The sequence below is a fragment of the Sphingomonas sp. genome, from assembly GCF_051962185.1.
Lineage (GTDB): Bacteria > Pseudomonadota > Alphaproteobacteria > Sphingomonadales > Sphingomonadaceae > Sphingomonas.
Genome location: NZ_JBQCCN010000147.1, coordinates 1 through 14,539, shown reverse-complemented (window position 1 = coordinate 14,539; position 14,539 = coordinate 1). Strand labels below are relative to the sequence as shown.

General features: G+C 66.2%; 17 protein-coding genes. 10 read left to right on the top strand and 7 right to left on the bottom strand.

The features are described from left to right. The first annotated feature begins 105 nt into the window (after positions 1–105). Entirely contained in the window at positions 106–2,103 is a 1,998-nt protein-coding gene (locus tag ACTHJR_RS09210) for an alpha/beta hydrolase family protein (protein WP_440522851.1), read from the top strand. A gap of 176 nt (positions 2,104–2,279) precedes the next feature. Here ACTHJR_RS09210 and rpsD read toward each other — a convergent pair whose 3' ends face one another. The 5 genes from rpsD to ACTHJR_RS09185 form a co-directional block, all read right to left on the bottom strand. Next, on the bottom strand, positions 2,280–2,894 hold the full coding sequence (gene rpsD / locus ACTHJR_RS09205; RefSeq protein WP_440522850.1) for a 30S ribosomal protein S4: 615 nt from the start codon (positions 2,892–2,894) through the stop codon (positions 2,280–2,282). Positions 2,895–3,081: 187 nt separating this feature from the next. Beyond that, on the bottom strand, positions 3,082–3,351 hold the full coding sequence (locus tag ACTHJR_RS09200; RefSeq protein ID WP_440522849.1) for a hypothetical protein: 270 nt from the start codon (positions 3,349–3,351) through the stop codon (positions 3,082–3,084). 67 nt (positions 3,352–3,418) lie between these two features. Continuing rightward, complete coding sequence (locus ACTHJR_RS09195; protein WP_440522848.1) at positions 3,419–4,150, bottom strand: RNA methyltransferase; 732 nt, start codon at positions 4,148–4,150, stop codon at positions 3,419–3,421. After that, complete coding sequence (locus ACTHJR_RS09190) at positions 4,143–4,754, bottom strand: class I SAM-dependent methyltransferase (RefSeq protein ID WP_440522847.1); 612 nt, start codon at positions 4,752–4,754, stop codon at positions 4,143–4,145. The genes ACTHJR_RS09195 and ACTHJR_RS09190 overlap by 8 nt, the downstream gene beginning before the upstream one ends. A gap of 20 nt (positions 4,755–4,774) precedes the next feature. Further along, the gene (locus tag ACTHJR_RS09185; protein WP_440522846.1) at positions 4,775–6,010 is read right to left on the bottom strand and encodes a DUF3419 family protein; all 1,236 of its coding nucleotides are present in this window, start codon (positions 6,008–6,010) and stop codon (positions 4,775–4,777) included. Positions 6,011–6,273: 263 nt separating this feature from the next. Here ACTHJR_RS09185 and rpiB point away from each other — a divergent pair, with 263 nt between their 5' ends. From rpiB to nrdR, 4 genes are read left to right on the top strand one after another with little or no spacing between them, the layout of a single operon-like run. Beyond that, on the top strand, positions 6,274–6,714 hold the full coding sequence (gene rpiB, locus ACTHJR_RS09180) for a ribose 5-phosphate isomerase B (RefSeq protein ID WP_440522845.1): 441 nt from the start codon (positions 6,274–6,276) through the stop codon (positions 6,712–6,714). Positions 6,715–6,717: 3 nt separating this feature from the next. Continuing rightward, on the top strand, positions 6,718–8,031 hold the full coding sequence (glyA, locus tag ACTHJR_RS09175; protein WP_440522844.1) for a serine hydroxymethyltransferase: 1,314 nt from the start codon (positions 6,718–6,720) through the stop codon (positions 8,029–8,031). A gap of 3 nt (positions 8,032–8,034) precedes the next feature. Then, on the top strand, positions 8,035–8,349 hold the full coding sequence (locus ACTHJR_RS09170; protein ID WP_440522843.1) for a zinc-ribbon domain-containing protein: 315 nt from the start codon (positions 8,035–8,037) through the stop codon (positions 8,347–8,349). A gap of 3 nt (positions 8,350–8,352) precedes the next feature. Next, a complete protein-coding gene (gene nrdR / locus ACTHJR_RS09165) occupies positions 8,353–8,817 on the top strand; it encodes a transcriptional regulator NrdR (protein WP_440522841.1) in 465 nt (154 codons plus the stop codon). 317 nt (positions 8,818–9,134) lie between these two features. Here nrdR and hemA read toward each other — a convergent pair whose 3' ends face one another. Continuing rightward, complete coding sequence (gene hemA, locus ACTHJR_RS09160; protein ID WP_440522840.1) at positions 9,135–10,379, bottom strand: 5-aminolevulinate synthase; 1,245 nt, start codon at positions 10,377–10,379, stop codon at positions 9,135–9,137. A gap of 199 nt (positions 10,380–10,578) precedes the next feature. Between hemA and ACTHJR_RS09155 the strand changes: the two genes are divergently transcribed. Continuing rightward, a complete protein-coding gene (locus tag ACTHJR_RS09155; RefSeq protein WP_440522839.1) occupies positions 10,579–10,752 on the top strand; it encodes a hypothetical protein in 174 nt (57 codons plus the stop codon). 6 nt (positions 10,753–10,758) lie between these two features. On the opposite strand, the gene murI is transcribed toward ACTHJR_RS09155, so the two are convergent. Beyond that, complete coding sequence (murI, locus tag ACTHJR_RS09150; RefSeq protein ID WP_440522838.1) at positions 10,759–11,574, bottom strand: glutamate racemase; 816 nt, start codon at positions 11,572–11,574, stop codon at positions 10,759–10,761. Between the two features lie 72 nt (positions 11,575–11,646). Between murI and plsY the strand changes: the two genes are divergently transcribed. The 4 genes from plsY to ACTHJR_RS09130 all read left to right on the top strand — a co-directional run bounded on the left by plsY (position 11,647) and on the right by ACTHJR_RS09130 (position 14,431). Further along, the gene (plsY, locus tag ACTHJR_RS09145) at positions 11,647–12,255 is read left to right on the top strand and encodes a glycerol-3-phosphate 1-O-acyltransferase PlsY (RefSeq protein ID WP_440522837.1); all 609 of its coding nucleotides are present in this window, start codon (positions 11,647–11,649) and stop codon (positions 12,253–12,255) included. Next, a complete protein-coding gene (dprA, locus tag ACTHJR_RS09140) occupies positions 12,248–13,327 on the top strand; it encodes a DNA-processing protein DprA (protein ID WP_440522836.1) in 1,080 nt (359 codons plus the stop codon). The genes plsY and dprA overlap by 8 nt, the downstream gene beginning before the upstream one ends. 67 nt (positions 13,328–13,394) lie before the next feature. Beyond that, positions 13,395–14,060: a hypothetical protein gene (locus ACTHJR_RS09135; RefSeq protein ID WP_440522835.1), complete on the top strand. Its 666-nt coding sequence runs from the start codon at positions 13,395–13,397 to the stop codon at positions 14,058–14,060. After that, the gene (locus tag ACTHJR_RS09130) at positions 14,057–14,431 is read left to right on the top strand and encodes a hypothetical protein (RefSeq protein ID WP_440522834.1); all 375 of its coding nucleotides are present in this window, start codon (positions 14,057–14,059) and stop codon (positions 14,429–14,431) included. Before ACTHJR_RS09135 ends, ACTHJR_RS09130 begins: the two co-directional genes overlap by 4 nt. Positions 14,432–14,539: the final 108 nt, after the last annotated feature.

The following is a 14,539-nucleotide window of genomic DNA, read 5'->3' as shown; positions in this document are numbered from 1 at the left end:
ATTCAATCCACAACGGCGCGAATTCTCTGGTCGTTTCGCTCCGCTCTCTTGCCGGCCAGCACGTCTTCGTTAAACTTCGCGGGATCAGGGAGTTGGGGGATATATATGCGAAAAATCGGGTTGGCGGCGGCGCTGGGGCTGGCGGCGCTGGCAGGACAGGCTGCGGTCGCGCAAGATACGCCGGCCAATCCACCCGCGGACCTCGCCGCGGCGTTCGGCGCACGCGAATATATTCAGCAAGTCAGCCTGTCGCCCGACGGGACCAAGATCGCGATGCTGGTGCCCGCCAAGCATCGGGGGCTGGCGCTGATCGTCGGCGACATCGCCAAGAACGGATCGATGAAGGCGATTCTGGCATCGACCGGCGACGGCGATCAGCTCGCCGGCTGCCATTGGTCGACCGATACGCGGCTGATCTGCCAGATCGCGCTACGCAACGGCAGCGGCAAGTCGATCATACGATACAACCGCATCGTCGCGATCAATGCCGACGGCTCGGGCATCAAGGAATTGAGCGCCAAGGCGACGGGCGAGGCCCTCGGGTTCCTGGGCTATGGCGGCGAGCTGATCGATTGGGGCGCGAACGGCAACGGCTCCGCTCTGCTGACCCGCTATTACGTGCCGGAAATGAGCACGGGCACGCTCGTGTCGAACACGCGCCAGGGTCTCGGCGTCGAGCTGGTCGACACCAATACCGCGGCGCGCAAGTCGGTCGAACCCCCGAAGGACGGCGCGGCCGGCTATATCAGCGACGGTGAGGGCAATGTCCGGATCATGGCGATCCGCCCCGACACCAGCGTCGGTTATGGCGGCAATCGCCTGATCTATTCCTATCGCCTGCAGGGCGATCGCAGCTGGAAGCCGTTGAGCACCGCGACCATCGAGGGGGGTGACCGGCTGAACGGGTTCGAGCCCGTGGCGATCGATCGTACCCAGAATCTGGTTTACGGCCTCGAGAACCAGAACGGCCATACGGCGCTGTACAGCGTGGCGCTGGACGGGAGCCTGACCAAGAAATTGATCGTGGCGCGCCCCGATGTCGACATCGACGGCCTGATTGGCATCGGGCGGCAAAATCGGGTCGTCGGAGCCAGTTTCGTCACCGACAAGCGCCAGACGATCTTCTTCGATCCCGAACTGAAGACGCTGCAAGCCAGCCTGGCCAAGGTCCTGCCCGGCCGCGCGATCTCCTTCGTCGACGCCAGTGCCGACGAAAGCAAGCTGGTCCTGTTCGCGGGCAGCGACGTCGATCCGGGGCGCTTCTACCTGTTCGACAAGAAGACGCACTCGCTCGCGATCATTTCACCCGTCCGGCCCGATCTGGCGCAAGTGAAGCTCGCGACGGTCAAGTCGATCACTTACCAGGCCGCCGACGGCACGACCGTCCCGGCCTATCTGACGCTCCCCGCTGGCAGCGACGGCAAGAGCCTGCCCGCGATCGTCATGCCGCATGGCGGCCCCGCCTCGCGCGACGAATGGGGATTCGATTGGCTGGCGCAATATTTCGCCGCGCGCGGTTATGCCGTCATCCAGCCCGAGTATCGCGGATCGACCGGCTATGGCGACGCCTGGTTCCTGAAGAACGGCTTCCAATCTTGGCGCACCTCGATCGGCGACGTCAACGACGCCGGTCGCTGGCTGATCAAGTCCGGCATCGCCGACCCGAAGAAACTGGCGATCGTCGGCTGGTCCTATGGCGGTTATGCGGCGCTGCAATCCTCGGTGCTCGACCCCGATCTGTTCAAGGCGGTCGTCGCCGTCGCGCCGGTCACCGATCTCGATGCGATCCGGGAAGAGGCGCGCAACAGCTACGACTTCCCCCAGGTCGACGCGATGATCGGCCACGGTCCCTGGGTCAATGAAGGCTCGCCGGCCAAGAACGCCGAGCGGATCAAGGCGCCGGTGCTCCTGTTCCATGGCGACCGCGACACCAACGTCGGCATCGCCGAATCGCGGTTGATGGAGGACAAGCTCAAGAGCGCGGGCGACAAGGTCGAACTGGTCGAGTTCAAGGGCCTCGACCACCAGCTCGACGACGACACCGCGCGCGCGACGCTGCTCGGCCGCGCCGACGCCTTCCTTCGGGCCTCGATGGGGATGTGACGGCGAACGGCGCGGCGCCAGCCGCTGCGCCGTTTGCTCGCCGATGCGCCGGCGGCGAGGCGGTCAGTAGAGTGGATCGCCGCCGCTGGAGAGAGGACCAAAAGAGAAAGGGCGGCCCCACCGGGGACCGCCCTCTTTCCTTGCCTGTCGGGACCGGCTCGCGCCGATCCGCGTCATCAGCGCGAATAGAATTCGACGACCAGGTTCGGTTCCATCTTCACCGGGTACGGCACCTCGTCGAGGGTCGGCACGCGGGTGAAGGTCACCTTGGCATTGCCGTCCGGCGAGACGTAATCGGGAATGTCGCGCTCGGCGAGTTGCTGCGCTTCCATCACCAGCGCCATTTCCTTGGCCTTGGTGCCCAGCGTGATCTCGTCGCCGACGAAGCAGCGGCGCGACGCGACGTTGCACTTCACGCCGTTGACGCGGATGTGGCCGTGGCTGACCAGCTGGCGCGCGGCGAAGATGGTCGGCGCGAACTTGGCGCGGTAGACGATCATGTCGAGACGCTGCTCGAGCAGGCCGATCAGGTTCTGCGAGGTGTCGCCCTTCATCCGGGCGGCCTCCTGATAGCATTGCTTGAACTGCTTCTCGGTGACGTCGCCGTAATAGCCCTTGAGCTTCTGCTTGGCGCGCAGCTGGATGCCGAAGTCCGACATCTTGCCCTTGCGGCGCTGGCCGTGCTGGCCGGGGCCGTATTCGCGCTTGTTCACCGGGGACTTGGGACGGCCCCAGATGTTCTCGCCCATGCGGCGATCGAGCTTGTGCTTGGCGCTGGTGCGCTTCGACATCGGATATTCCTTTGCAATTGCCAACAACGACGCCGCCCGAAGGCGGCGCTATCTTCCGGTCATCGCTCTGCACATGATCGCTGGGATCTGCAGGGCCACCGCTTCACCGGAAATGCGGGGCCGCTTGCGAAGGCGGCGCCTCTCGCAGAGACGCCCGCCCGAGTCAAGCTATGACGTCCGACCGCGATTAGCGGTTGATGCCGCCATTCTGGGTGTTGCGCGAGTTCGACAGCGCATTGTCGGCATTGGCCGAATTGCGCGCGTCGATCTTTTCCCATTCGGCCTTGGTATGGCAAACGGCAGGGCTGCCCAGGATCGACCCGGTCTGGGCCTCGCGGCGGCAAATCTTCTTTTCCTTGACCGGTTTCGGCGCCGAGTCGCTCGTCGTGGTCTCCTGAGCCATCGCGGGAATCGCGACAGTGATCGCGACGACGCACGCCATCATCTTGAAACGCATCAGTAACTCCAAAGATTCGGGATGGCCGACCTGTATCGGTTTCGGCGTCCGCATCAAAGTGAAAAAGTCAGGAACGCTGACGCGGATTGGAAAGTGCGGAAAGCACGCCGCGCAACGTGCGAACTTCTTGGCTCGACCAGCCGGGCTTCGTCAGCAAGGTCCGCAACGTGCGCTTGGTCGCCGGCACGCGGTCGGGCGGAAAGTAAAAACCCGCCGCATCGAGCATCTGGTCGAGCTGGCCGATCATGCCGTCGAGTTCCTCCTGCGGCGCCCGGTCCGGCAGATCCGTATCGGTCGGCTGCGCGAGCGCGACCCCCTTCGACCATTCATAGGCGACGAGGATCACCGCCTGGGCGAGGTTGAGGCTGCCGAACTCCGGGTTGATCGGCACGGTGACGATCGATCGGGCGATCGCGACGTCGTCTGTTTCGAGCCCCGAGCGCTCGGGGCCGAACAGGATCGCCGAGCGCCCGGCCTGCTCGTGAATTTCGCGCGAGGCCGCTTCGGGCGTCAGTACCGGCTTGGTGATGCCGCGTTTGCGGACGGTGGTCGCATAGACATGGGGACAATCGGCGACCGCATCTGCGACGCTGTCGAACACCCGGGCGCGTTCGAGCACGACATCGGCGCCCGATGCCGCGGGCCCCGCCTGCGGATTGGGCCAGCCGTCGCGCGGCGCCACCAGCCGCATCTCGGTCAGCCCGAAATTGAGCATGGCGCGCGCCGCCTTGCCGATATTCTCCCCAAGCTGCGGGCGGACGAGGACGATGACGGGTTGACGAAGGTCGGTATCAGTCACGGGAGAGGCGCGCGCTCCAGGCATAGCCACGATAGAGCGCGCGGTGTTGCGCCTTCAGCCCGACCTTGTCCACCACCTCGAACAGGTCGGCGCGCGGGCTGACGTCGAACTTGGCGAGCCAGGCGAACAGCATCGCGCGGAACCAGCGCGGCAGCCGCTCCTGCTGGCCGAAATCGACGATATCGAGCCGGCCGCCCGGCGCGAGCTTGGCCGCCGCCTCGCGGATCGCGCCTTGCCAGTCGGGGATCATCGACAAGGTATAGGATTGGAACACGCGGTCGAACTCGGCGCGGCCGAACATCGCCAACGCGTCGAACGCGGTGGCATCACCCTGCGCGACCTTGATGCGGTCGCTCAATCCCGCCTTGGCGACATTGGCGCGCGCCGTCTGGAGCATCGCTTCGGAAATATCGACACCGTAATACCAAGCATCGGGCCAGCGCCGCGCGGCGACGATCAAGTTGCGCCCGGTGCCGCAGCCCGCTTCGAGCACGTGCCCGCCGGCCGGCGGCGAGAGCCCCTCGATCAAGGCGTCGCGCCCCAGCAGATAATATTTGCGGGTCAGATCGTAGAAATGGCGCTGGCTGCGATAGATCGCATCCATGTGCGCCGCGTGCGGCGCGTTCAGGCGGCGTCCCCCAGAACGTAGAGATGGACGCCGCCATAGATCGAGGAACGGTCGCGGCGCGTGTAATCGAGCGATTGCTCGGCGCGATAGGTCCAGCGGCGGAGTATCGCGTCGGACACGCGCCCCGGCAGGATCGTCGGCTCGCCCGCGGTGCGGAACAGCACCCGCGATCCCGGCCGCGCGGTCCGCGTGATCTCGGTCCAGAGATCGGTCAATTGCTCGTCGGTCATCCAGTCCTGCGCATCGAGCAGGATGTAGCGGTCGAGCGACGCGTCGGGCTGACGCCGGAGGAACTCGGCATAATTCGAATGGAGGATCTCCATCCGGTCGAGCCGGTCGACCACGTCGGCGTAATTATCGGCCTGGAGATAGGGCGGCAACGGCGCTTCCGGACCTTCGCCATAGCCGCGCCCGAATGCCTGCCAGGCGAAATAATTGTCCTTGAGATCGAAATCGCAAGCGAGCTTTTCGAGCCGCTCGCGCAGCACGGTCGCCATCTTGGCGTCGCCGGCCAGCGCCTCATATTGCGCCGGCGGGATGCCGAGCCCGAACAGCGACGCCGGCTGGTCGGTCAGCCAGCGCACGAACGCCTTGTCGAAGAAGGGCGCATATTCGCGATCGAAAATCTCGCGCTGTTCCTCGATCGTCCTGGCCTTGAGCAATGCCTTTGGATCGACCCCATGAAGCCGTGCCAGCACATGCGCCGCGCCGATGAAGCCGCCGAGCAATCCGCGCTTGTAGAGTCCCTTGGCGAACCCGCCGATCCGCCGGCGGCCGATCAGGTCGCGGCTTTCCCAATAATGCCGCGTCGGCTCGTCGAGATGCGGGCGGATATAGGTCTTGTACGCCGCGATGTTCGCCTTGGTGTTCGCCTCGGCGAAGAAGCGGTGGAAGGCGTCGTAATCGGGCAGATGCCGCGCCGCGGCGAGCTTCAGCTTGTTGAGCGCGATATGCGCGGTGTTGAGGTCGACAGCGGTGATCCGGCGCGGATTGGCGGTCAGATAACTCAGCGCGTTGCACCCGCCCGAGGCGATCGTCACGACGTGGTTGTCGGGCTCGATCGCCAGCGCTTCCATGTCGACCGCCGGATCTTCCCAGATCTGGGCATAGACCAGGCCGCGGAACGCGAAAGTGAAGGCGCGTTCGAGAATGCCTTGCTTGGTCAGGTGGTCGTGGCGGTGGACCGCGTCCTGGACGGCGCGATTCTTTTGCGAGGCGAGGGCTGTGGCCATGCGAATTGTCCCAGGGATGCGCGGCTGTACCGCGCCGCTATTCCGCGCGCTAGGCCAATCCGGTGACGTTTCGATGACCATCGCCCGACGCGCGACGAGGCGAGCCGGGCGAGCGTCGCCGCCCGGTGGCGACCGGCTCGGGGCGGCGCTTCTCGAGCCCGCGACCCGGCCGCGAGATAAAAGCCAAAGTCGGGGTGGCGTAACGCGCGCGAGGCCGGTAAGGGCGTCCGCACACGACAGCTCAAAGGACCTGCGCCCAGTTCATGCGCATCGCCATCGCGTCCGATCACGCCGCCCTCGCGCTCAAGGCGATTCTGGCGGAATGGTTGCGTGCGGCGGGGCATGAGGTCGACGATCTCGGTCCCCACGACGCGACGAGCGTCGACTATCCCGATTCCGGCTACAAGCTGGCCGAGGCGGTGGCCTCGGGCGCGGCCGAGCGCGGCGTCGCGCTGTGCGGATCGGGCATCGGCATCTCGATCGCGGTCAACCGCCATCCCCGGGTCCGCTGCGCGCTGGTTTCCGAACCACTGTCCGCGGCACTGGCGCGCGAGCATAACGACGCCAACGTCCTCGCGATGGGCGCGCGGCTGACCGGCGAGGCGATGGCCATCGCCTGTCTCGACGCTTTCCTTTCCTCCCCCTTTGCCGGGGGCCGCCACCAGCACCGGGTCGACAAGCTCGGGCTCCCAATGAAAGCCTGACCGATGAGCAGCAATCCCACCGCCATCAGTGACGTTCAGCCCGACGGCTATTTCACGCGCGGCCTGGCCGAGGCCGATCCGGCGGTGTTCGCCGGCGTGCGCCACGAACTCGCCCGCGAACAGAATCAGATCGAGTTGATCGCGTCGGAGAATATCGTTTCCAAGGCGGTGCTCGAGGCGCAGGGATCGGTGTTCACCAACAAATATGCCGAGGGCTATCCGGGCAAGCGTTATTACCAGGGCTGCCACCCGTCGGACGAGGTCGAGCAGCTGGCGATCGACCGCGCAAAGCAGCTCTTCGGCTGCGAGTTCGCCAACGTCCAGCCGCATTCGGGCGCGCAGGCCAATGGCGCGGTGATGCTCGCGCTGACCAAGCCGGGCGACACGATCATGGGCCTGAGCCTCGATTCGGGCGGGCACCTGACGCACGGCGCACGGGCGGCGATGTCGGGCAAGTGGTTCAACGCGGTGCAATATGGCGTCACTCCCGACACGCATTTGATCGATTACGACCAGGTCGAGCGCCTCGCGAAGGAGCATCAGCCCAAGCTGATCATCACCGGCGGCTCGGCCTATCCGCGTCACATCGACTTCGCCCGCTTCCGCGCGATCGCCGATGAGGTCGGAGCGTTGTTCATGGTCGACATGGCGCATTTCGCCGGCCTGGTCGCGGGCGGCGTCCACCCGACGCCGTTCGGCCACGCCCATGTCGTCACCACCACGACGCACAAGACGTTGCGCGGCCCGCGCGGCGGCGCGGTCTTCACCAATGACGAGGCGATCGCCAAGAAGATCAATTCGGCGGTGTTCCCGGGGCTTCAGGGCGGCCCGCTGATGCACGTCATCGCCGCCAAGGCGGTCGCGTTCGGCGAGGCGCTGCGGCCTGATTTCAAGCTCTATGCGGCTGCCGTGATCGAAAATGCCAAGGTGCTGGCCGCGACGCTCAAGGAGCGCGGCTGCGCCGTGGTCTCGGGCGGCACCGATACCCACCTCGCCTTGATCGATCTGAGCCCGCTCGGCGTCACCGGCAAGGACGCCGACGAAGCGCTCGAGCGTGCCGCCATCACCTGCACCAAGAACGGCATTCCCAACGACCCGCTGCCTCCGGTCAAGACCAGCGGCATCCGCGTCGGCTCGCCCGCCGGCACCACGCGCGGATTCGGCCCTGCCGAGTTCCGCGAGATCGGGCATATGGTCGCCGACGTGCTCGACGGACTCGCCAAGAATGGCGAGCAGGGCGATGCTCAAGTCGAAATGGCTGTGCGTGAGCGTGTTAATACGCTATGTCACCGTTTCCCGATTTATCCGGAGGCGTAAGTCATGAGTGAGGACAATCTGAAGCGGATGTGCGCGCATTGCGACGCGGCGCTGCCCGAGGGCGCGAAATTCTGCCCGGCATGCGGCGTGGCGACCGGCGACGGCTCGACCACCTATGAGGAAGCCAAGGCGTTCGTCATGAACAGCGCGGCCGAGGCGGAGAAGACCGCCCGCGACCTGATGAAGAACGAGGACGCGCAGAAGATCGCCGGCGCTGCCGCGGTCGGCGCGGTCGCGGCGATCGTGCTGCCGATCTCGATGGTGACCGGTGCGGTCATCGGCGCCGGGATCATGGCCTACAACCGGTTCGCCAAATAAACGATGCGTTGCCCCTTCTGCGGACATGAGGACAGCCAGGTAAAGGACTCGCGTCCGACCGAGGATGGCGCCGCGATCCGCAGGCGGCGGCAATGCGAAGGCTGCGCGGCGCGCTTCACGACGTTCGAGCGCATCCAGCTGCGCGAATTGGTGGTGCTCAAGAGCGACGATCGCCGCGAGCCGTTCGATCGCGAGAAGCTGATGCGCTCGATTTCGGTGGCGACGCGCAAGCGGCCGATCGACCCGGTGCGCGTCGAGAAACTGGTGTCGGGCATCCAGCGCCAGCTGGAAACCGCCGGCGATCCCGAAATCCGCGCGCAGCAGATCGGTCAGATGGTGATGGAGGGGCTGAAGGGCCTCGACTCCGTCGCCTACATCCGCTTCGCGAGCGTCTACAAGGATTTCACCGAGGCGAAGGATTTCGAGGAATTCGCCGGGTCGGTCAGCGAGATCGGGGGGAAGCCCTAAAGCTGCCCTCCCGCGCTCGGCTCGAGTCTGCTCCGCTCGACCCCGCTGCGCCGTCACCCCGGCCTTGTGCCGGGGTCTGCCGCGCCACAAGCCTCATGACTTGCGGCTCGGCGGATGCCGGCATGACAGTGGGAGAAGACGGCCTCCTCGTCATCCCCGCGAATGCGGGGACCGATCTCCAGAACGGGCTACGAGTACGGACGGCTGGAATGGCGCGCGGCGCGGCCCGCAGGCAAATTAGCCGGCTGTCGATGTTGCTACTGTAGGAGATGGGTCCCCGCTTTCGCGGGGATGACGGCTATTAGGCAGGGCCAGCCTTACGCCGCCTTGCGCAATTCCAGTTCCAGCCGGCCCCAGATCTCGACCAGCGCGTCGGTCAGGTCGCGCATCATCGCCTCGTCATGTGTCGGCCCCGGCGTGAAGCGCAGCCGCTCGGTGCCGCGCGGCACGGTGGGGTAATTGATCGGCTGAACATAGACGCCGTATTCGGACAGCAGGATGTCGCTGATCCTTTTCGCCTTGACCGGATCGCCGACCATCAGCGGCACGATATGCGTGTCGCCCGGCAACACCGGCAGCCCGGCGTCGGTCATCATCGCCTTGAGCCGGCGCGCCGCCGCCTGCTGGCCGTCGCGCTCGACGGTCGAGGCCTTGAGATGCCGCACGCTCGCCAGCACGCCCGCGACCAGCACCGGCGACAGCGAGGTCGTGAAGATGAACCCCGGCGCGTAGCTGCGGATCACGTCGATGATCGTCTGGTCGGCGGCGACATAGCCGCCCATCACCCCGAACGCCTTGCCCAGCGTGCCCTCGATGATCGTGATACGATCGGCGACCCCGTCGCGTTCCGAAATGCCGCCGCCGCGCGGGCCGTACATGCCGACGGCATGGACCTCGTCGAGATAGGTCAGCGCATTGTACTTGTCGGCCAGGTCGCAGATCGCGCCGATCGGGGCGATGTCGCCCTCCATCGAATAGACGCTCTCGAACGCGATCAATTTGGGCACCGACGGATCCTCGGCCGCGAGCAATTGCTCGAGATGCGCGAGGTCGTTGTGGCGGAACACGCGCTTCTCGCAGCCCGAATTGCGGATGCCCGCGATCATCGAAGCATGATTCAATTCGTCCGAGAAAATGATGCAGCCGGGCAGGATCTTGCCGAGCGTCGCCAGGGTCGCCTCGTTCGAGACATAGCCGCTGGTGAACAGCAAAGCGCCTTCCTTGCCGTGGAGATCGGCCAGCTCGCCCTCGAGGTCGATATGGTAATGCGTGTTGCCGGCGATGTTGCGCGTGCCGCCCGAGCCCGCGCCGACATCGTGCAGCGCTTCCTCCATCGCCGCGATCACCTTGGGATGCTGGCCCATCGCGAGATAGTCGTTCGAACACCATACGGTGATCGGCATCGGGCCGTTGTGCCCGGCGAAGCACCGCGCATTCGGGAACATCCCCTTGTTGCGCAATATGTCGATGAAGACGCGATACCGTCCCTCGGCATGCAGCCGGTCGATCGCCTGGGTGAACACCCGCGAATAGTCGACGGGCCGCGCGGTGGAATCGCTCATGAAGCATGCCCTTAGCCGCGCTTCGGCGGATTTTCCATTGGTAACGCGTGCAAAAACTGCATGCGCGAAATTGCCTTGAGTCAACGCCGCTGTCGCATTGGCATGCTATAGAAGAGCATCGCCGTCGGATCGAGGTCGAGCATCGCGGCGACCGAGAGCAAAGGGAAAGCTCCCGCTTGGCGCATGCCGGAGCAGTGCGATGTCCAACAAGAACAAGCCCTTGGTTCACGATTCCGATTATCTGACGCGCCGCGAGGCGCAGGAACGACTCGCCGCGGAACGATCGGGCGATCTTTCCGCGCGGCGAGTCCACGAGGTACTCGCCGAGCGCTATGCCGAAAGATTGCGAGCGACCCCGCCGCCAGTCGCCTGAACGCGCCTAAAGCGACTCGGCGTGATCGATGCCGTAGCGCAGCAGTGCCGGCGCGAGATGGCGTTCGGCGCCGCCGAACTGGGTGAACCCCGCGCGGGGCCGGGGCGTTTCGGGCCTGGCCTGCCCCTCGGTCAGAGGCGCGACGCGGCGCGCGATGCCCGGGGCGCCGTCGACGAAGCGGACCGGGTGCGGCGTCACCTGGGCAAGCTCTTCGGTCACCAAGGGAAAATGCGTGCAGGCATTGACGACGACGTCGATACGATCGCCGCCGGGCCTGTCGAACAGGCCGGCAAGCGCGGCGCGATACTCGTCGATCGGCCGAGGTTCGCCCTGGAGTTTGGCCTCGGCAAGCTCGACCAGCGCCGCCGAGCCGTGGCGCAACACGCGGCAATCGCCGGCGAAACGCGCGGCGAGCGCGTCGACATAAGGCTGGCGTACCGTCGCCTCGGTCCCCAGCACGCCGATCACTCGCGTCTCGCTGAGTTCGGCGGCGGGCTTGATCGCCGGCACGGTGCCGACGATCGGCACGTCGAGCGCGGCGCGGACCGCGCCAAGGGCGATGGTCGAGGCGGTGTTACAGGCGATGACGATCAGCCGCGGGTCGAATCGCTCGGCGAGCCGGCCGAGCAAAGCGGGAACGCGCGCGGCGATCTCCGTCTCGGTCTTGGTACCGTAGGGAAACCCCGCCGAATCCGCGACATAGACGAGCGGCGCATGGGGCAGCAGCCTCCGCGTCTCAGCCAGCACCGACAGGCCGCCCACGCCAGAATCGAACAACAATAACGGGCGCTCGTCCATCTCGGTCGCCTTAAGAGGATGCATCCATTCTGATCAAGATGAGTGGCGCGCGGGGGACGCCTCGATTATGTATCCGGGCGATTGGGGAGCGTTCAGGTGGCGACGGAATATCTGTGGGCGGCACCGGCCGGTGCGGTGCTGCTGGGGTACCTGCTGGGGTCGATCCCGTTCGGCGTCATCCTGACGCGGGCGTTCGGCGCGGGCGACCTGCGGCAGATCGGATCGGGCAATATCGGCGCGACCAACGTGCTGAGAACCGGGCGCAAAGGGCTGGCCGCCGCCACCCTGCTGCTCGACCTCGCCAAGGGCGCCGCCGCGGTCCTGGTCGCCGGCTGGCTGTTCCACGGTCACCAGATCCCGGCCGCCGCCGCCGCGTTCATCGGCCATTGCTATCCGGTCTGGCTGAAGTTCAATGGCGGCAAGGGCGTGGCGACGATGATGGGCATCGTGCTCGCGCTGCATGGGCCGATCGGGCTGATCTACGCATTAGTGTGGCTGGGTTTGCTGGCGACGCTGCGGATCTCGTCGGTCGCCGGCATGGCCGCGGCCATATCCGCGCCGATCGCCGCCGCGGTGCTGAGCGATTTCGATTCGGTGTTCCTGCTGGTCGCGCTGGCGCTGATCGTGTTGTGGAAGCATCGCGAGAATATCGAACGGCTGATCCAGGGGAACGAGCCGCGGATCGGCGCCAAGAAGGATGGCTGATCCACGGGTCGCACGCCTCCGGCTGATCCGCACGCCGTCGATCGGGCCGGTCACCTATCGCCAGTTGCTCGCCCGGTTCGGCAGCGCCGAGCGCGCGATCGAGGCGCTGCCCGAACTCGCCGCACGCGGTGGCGGCAAGGCGCCGCGGATCGCCGACACAGGCACGGTCGAGCGCGAGATCGCCACGGTCGAAAAGCTCGGCGCGCGCTATCTGTTCGTCGACGATCCCGACTATCCGCCGCTCCTCGCCGAACTCGACAATCCTCCCGCCGCGATGACGGTGAAGGGCGATACCGCGCTGTTCGCGCGCACCGGCGTGGCGATGGTCGGCGCGCGCAATGCCTCCGCCGCGGCGTGCCGCTTCGCGCGCGGGCTGGCGGTCGAACTGGGGCGAGAGGGCGTGGTGATCGTCTCCGGCCTGGCGCGCGGGCTCGATACCGCGGCGCATCACGGATCGCTGGCGACCGGCACGATCGGTGTGATCGCGAGCGGCATCGACATCGCTTTCCCGCCCGAGAATCGCGATCTGCAGCGCCAGGTGGCGGAACAGGGCCTGCTGATCGCCGAACAACCGCCGGGCAGCGAGCCGCTCGCGCGCAATTTCCCGCATCGCAATCGCGTCATCGCCGGACTGGCCACCGGCACCGTCGTGGTCGAGGCCGCCCCGCGATCGGGATCGCTGATCACCGCGCGACTCGCCGCCGAAGCCGGACGTGACGTCATGGCGGTACCCGGCAGCCCGCTCGAACCGCGCGCGCAGGGCTGCAACCAGCTGATCCGCGACGGCGCGACCCTGGTCCAGTCGGCGACGGACATCCTCGAGACGATCCGCCCGATCGACGCGCGGATGGTACGATCGCCGGTCAGTCCCTTCGACGGCACCGCGGCGGCCGAACCCGACGACGGCGATCGCCGCAAGCTTCACGGCCTGCTCGGCCCGGTGCCGGTCGCGATCGACGAACTGATCCGCCAGTCCGGCCTGGCGCCCGCGACGGTCGCCCTGATCCTGCTCGAACTCGAACTGGCCGGGCGGATCGAACGGCACGCCGGCGGGCGGGTCAGCGCGACCTGATCCGAATCGACTTCGACAGCGCTTGCCCGGCCCTGTTTCCCGGGGCAGGCTGGCGATAGGGGGACAGATGGATCGCAGGCCTTCGTTCAATGAACTGATCGGCACGACCTTCTCGCTGATGTCGGGCGACCTGGCGGTGATCCTCTGCGTCATCGCCGCGCTCACGATCGGGGCGACCTACACAGATATCGCGGCGCCGATGGCGGGCCTCGCGATAGGCATCGCCGCGTTGGTCGCCGAATATTATCTCCTCCGTCGGCTGATCGATCGATACGAGCTTCGCTCCGCGGATCGGTTTGCAGGGTTCGGCTCGTTCTTCATATTGGGCCTCATCACCGGTCTCGGAATCGCGCTCGGTTTCGTGTTGTTGATCGTCCCGGGCATCTATCTCAGCGCGCGCTGGTCGATGGCCGGCCCCGCGCTGTTGGCCGAGAACGAAGGCTCGGGGGAAGCGATGCGGCGGAGCGCCGATGCGACGCGGGATCACATCCTGCCGATCGCGTTGGTCTGGGCGCTGATCGCGCTGCCCCTCGTGGCTGGCGCCCTTTTGATCAACGGGCTCGGCACGATGGTCGCCAATGCGGAGGGGAACGGCGGGACGATCGTCGCGCTCGACGCCGTCTTCAATGCGTTGATCTACGTGTCGCAAGTGACGAGCTGGTATTTCGGCGTCGCAATCTATCAATTGCTCGCCGCGCCCGCCGAGACGCAACTCGGCCCGGTGTTCGCATGACGCCGCGCGCGGCAAGCTGGCTGTTCCGTGGCGCGGCGATCTACGGCCTGATCGTCCTGCTGCCGCTCTATTTGCTCGAGCATCAGGTCGCCGCGCCGGCCGCGTCGCTGCCGCATCCCGAATATTATTACGGCTTCGTCGGCGCCGCAGCGGCGTGGCAGCTGGTCTATTGGACGATCGGCGGCGAGCCGCTGCGCTATCGCGCGTTCATGCCGCTGGGCGTCATTGCCAAGCTCGGTTTCTGGCTTCCGACCTTCCTGTTGTGGTTGAACGGACGCACGCCGACCTCCACCTTTGTGTTCGTGAACGTCGATCTCGTCCTGGGCATCGCCTTCTTTTTCGCCTGGCGGAGCCTCAAGCCCCCCGCTTGACGGGGCCGATTCCGACTCTCCATCCTCGCGCGTACACGTAAGGACCGCTTTTCACCGCCATGCAGCTTGTCATCGTCGAATCGCCGGCCAAGGCGAAAACCATCGAGA

Coding starts and splice junctions, on each gene's coding strand:
- ACTHJR_RS09210 (WP_440522851.1), top strand. CDS start 106: ATGCGAAAAATCGGGTTGGCGGCGGCGCTGGGGCTGGCGGCGCTGGCA.
- rpsD (WP_440522850.1), bottom strand. CDS start 2,894: ATGTCGAAGCGCACCAGCGCCAAGCACAAGCTCGATCGCCGCATGGGC.
- ACTHJR_RS09200 (WP_440522849.1), bottom strand. CDS start 3,351: ATGCGTTTCAAGATGATGGCGTGCGTCGTCGCGATCACTGTCGCGATT.
- ACTHJR_RS09190 (WP_440522847.1), bottom strand. CDS start 4,754: ATGGATGCGATCTATCGCAGCCAGCGCCATTTCTACGATCTGACCCGC.
- ACTHJR_RS09185 (WP_440522846.1), bottom strand. CDS start 6,010: ATGGCCACAGCCCTCGCCTCGCAAAAGAATCGCGCCGTCCAGGACGCG.
- rpiB (WP_440522845.1), top strand. CDS start 6,274: ATGCGCATCGCCATCGCGTCCGATCACGCCGCCCTCGCGCTCAAGGCG.
- glyA (WP_440522844.1), top strand. CDS start 6,718: ATGAGCAGCAATCCCACCGCCATCAGTGACGTTCAGCCCGACGGCTAT.
- ACTHJR_RS09170 (WP_440522843.1), top strand. CDS start 8,035: ATGAGTGAGGACAATCTGAAGCGGATGTGCGCGCATTGCGACGCGGCG.
- nrdR (WP_440522841.1), top strand. CDS start 8,353: ATGCGTTGCCCCTTCTGCGGACATGAGGACAGCCAGGTAAAGGACTCG.
- hemA (WP_440522840.1), bottom strand. CDS start 10,379: ATGAGCGATTCCACCGCGCGGCCCGTCGACTATTCGCGGGTGTTCACC.
- ACTHJR_RS09155 (WP_440522839.1), top strand. CDS start 10,579: ATGTCCAACAAGAACAAGCCCTTGGTTCACGATTCCGATTATCTGACG.
- murI (WP_440522838.1), bottom strand. CDS start 11,574: ATGCATCCTCTTAAGGCGACCGAGATGGACGAGCGCCCGTTATTGTTG.
- dprA (WP_440522836.1), top strand. CDS start 12,248: ATGGCTGATCCACGGGTCGCACGCCTCCGGCTGATCCGCACGCCGTCG.
- ACTHJR_RS09135 (WP_440522835.1), top strand. CDS start 13,395: ATGGATCGCAGGCCTTCGTTCAATGAACTGATCGGCACGACCTTCTCG.
- ACTHJR_RS09130 (WP_440522834.1), top strand. CDS start 14,057: ATGACGCCGCGCGCGGCAAGCTGGCTGTTCCGTGGCGCGGCGATCTAC.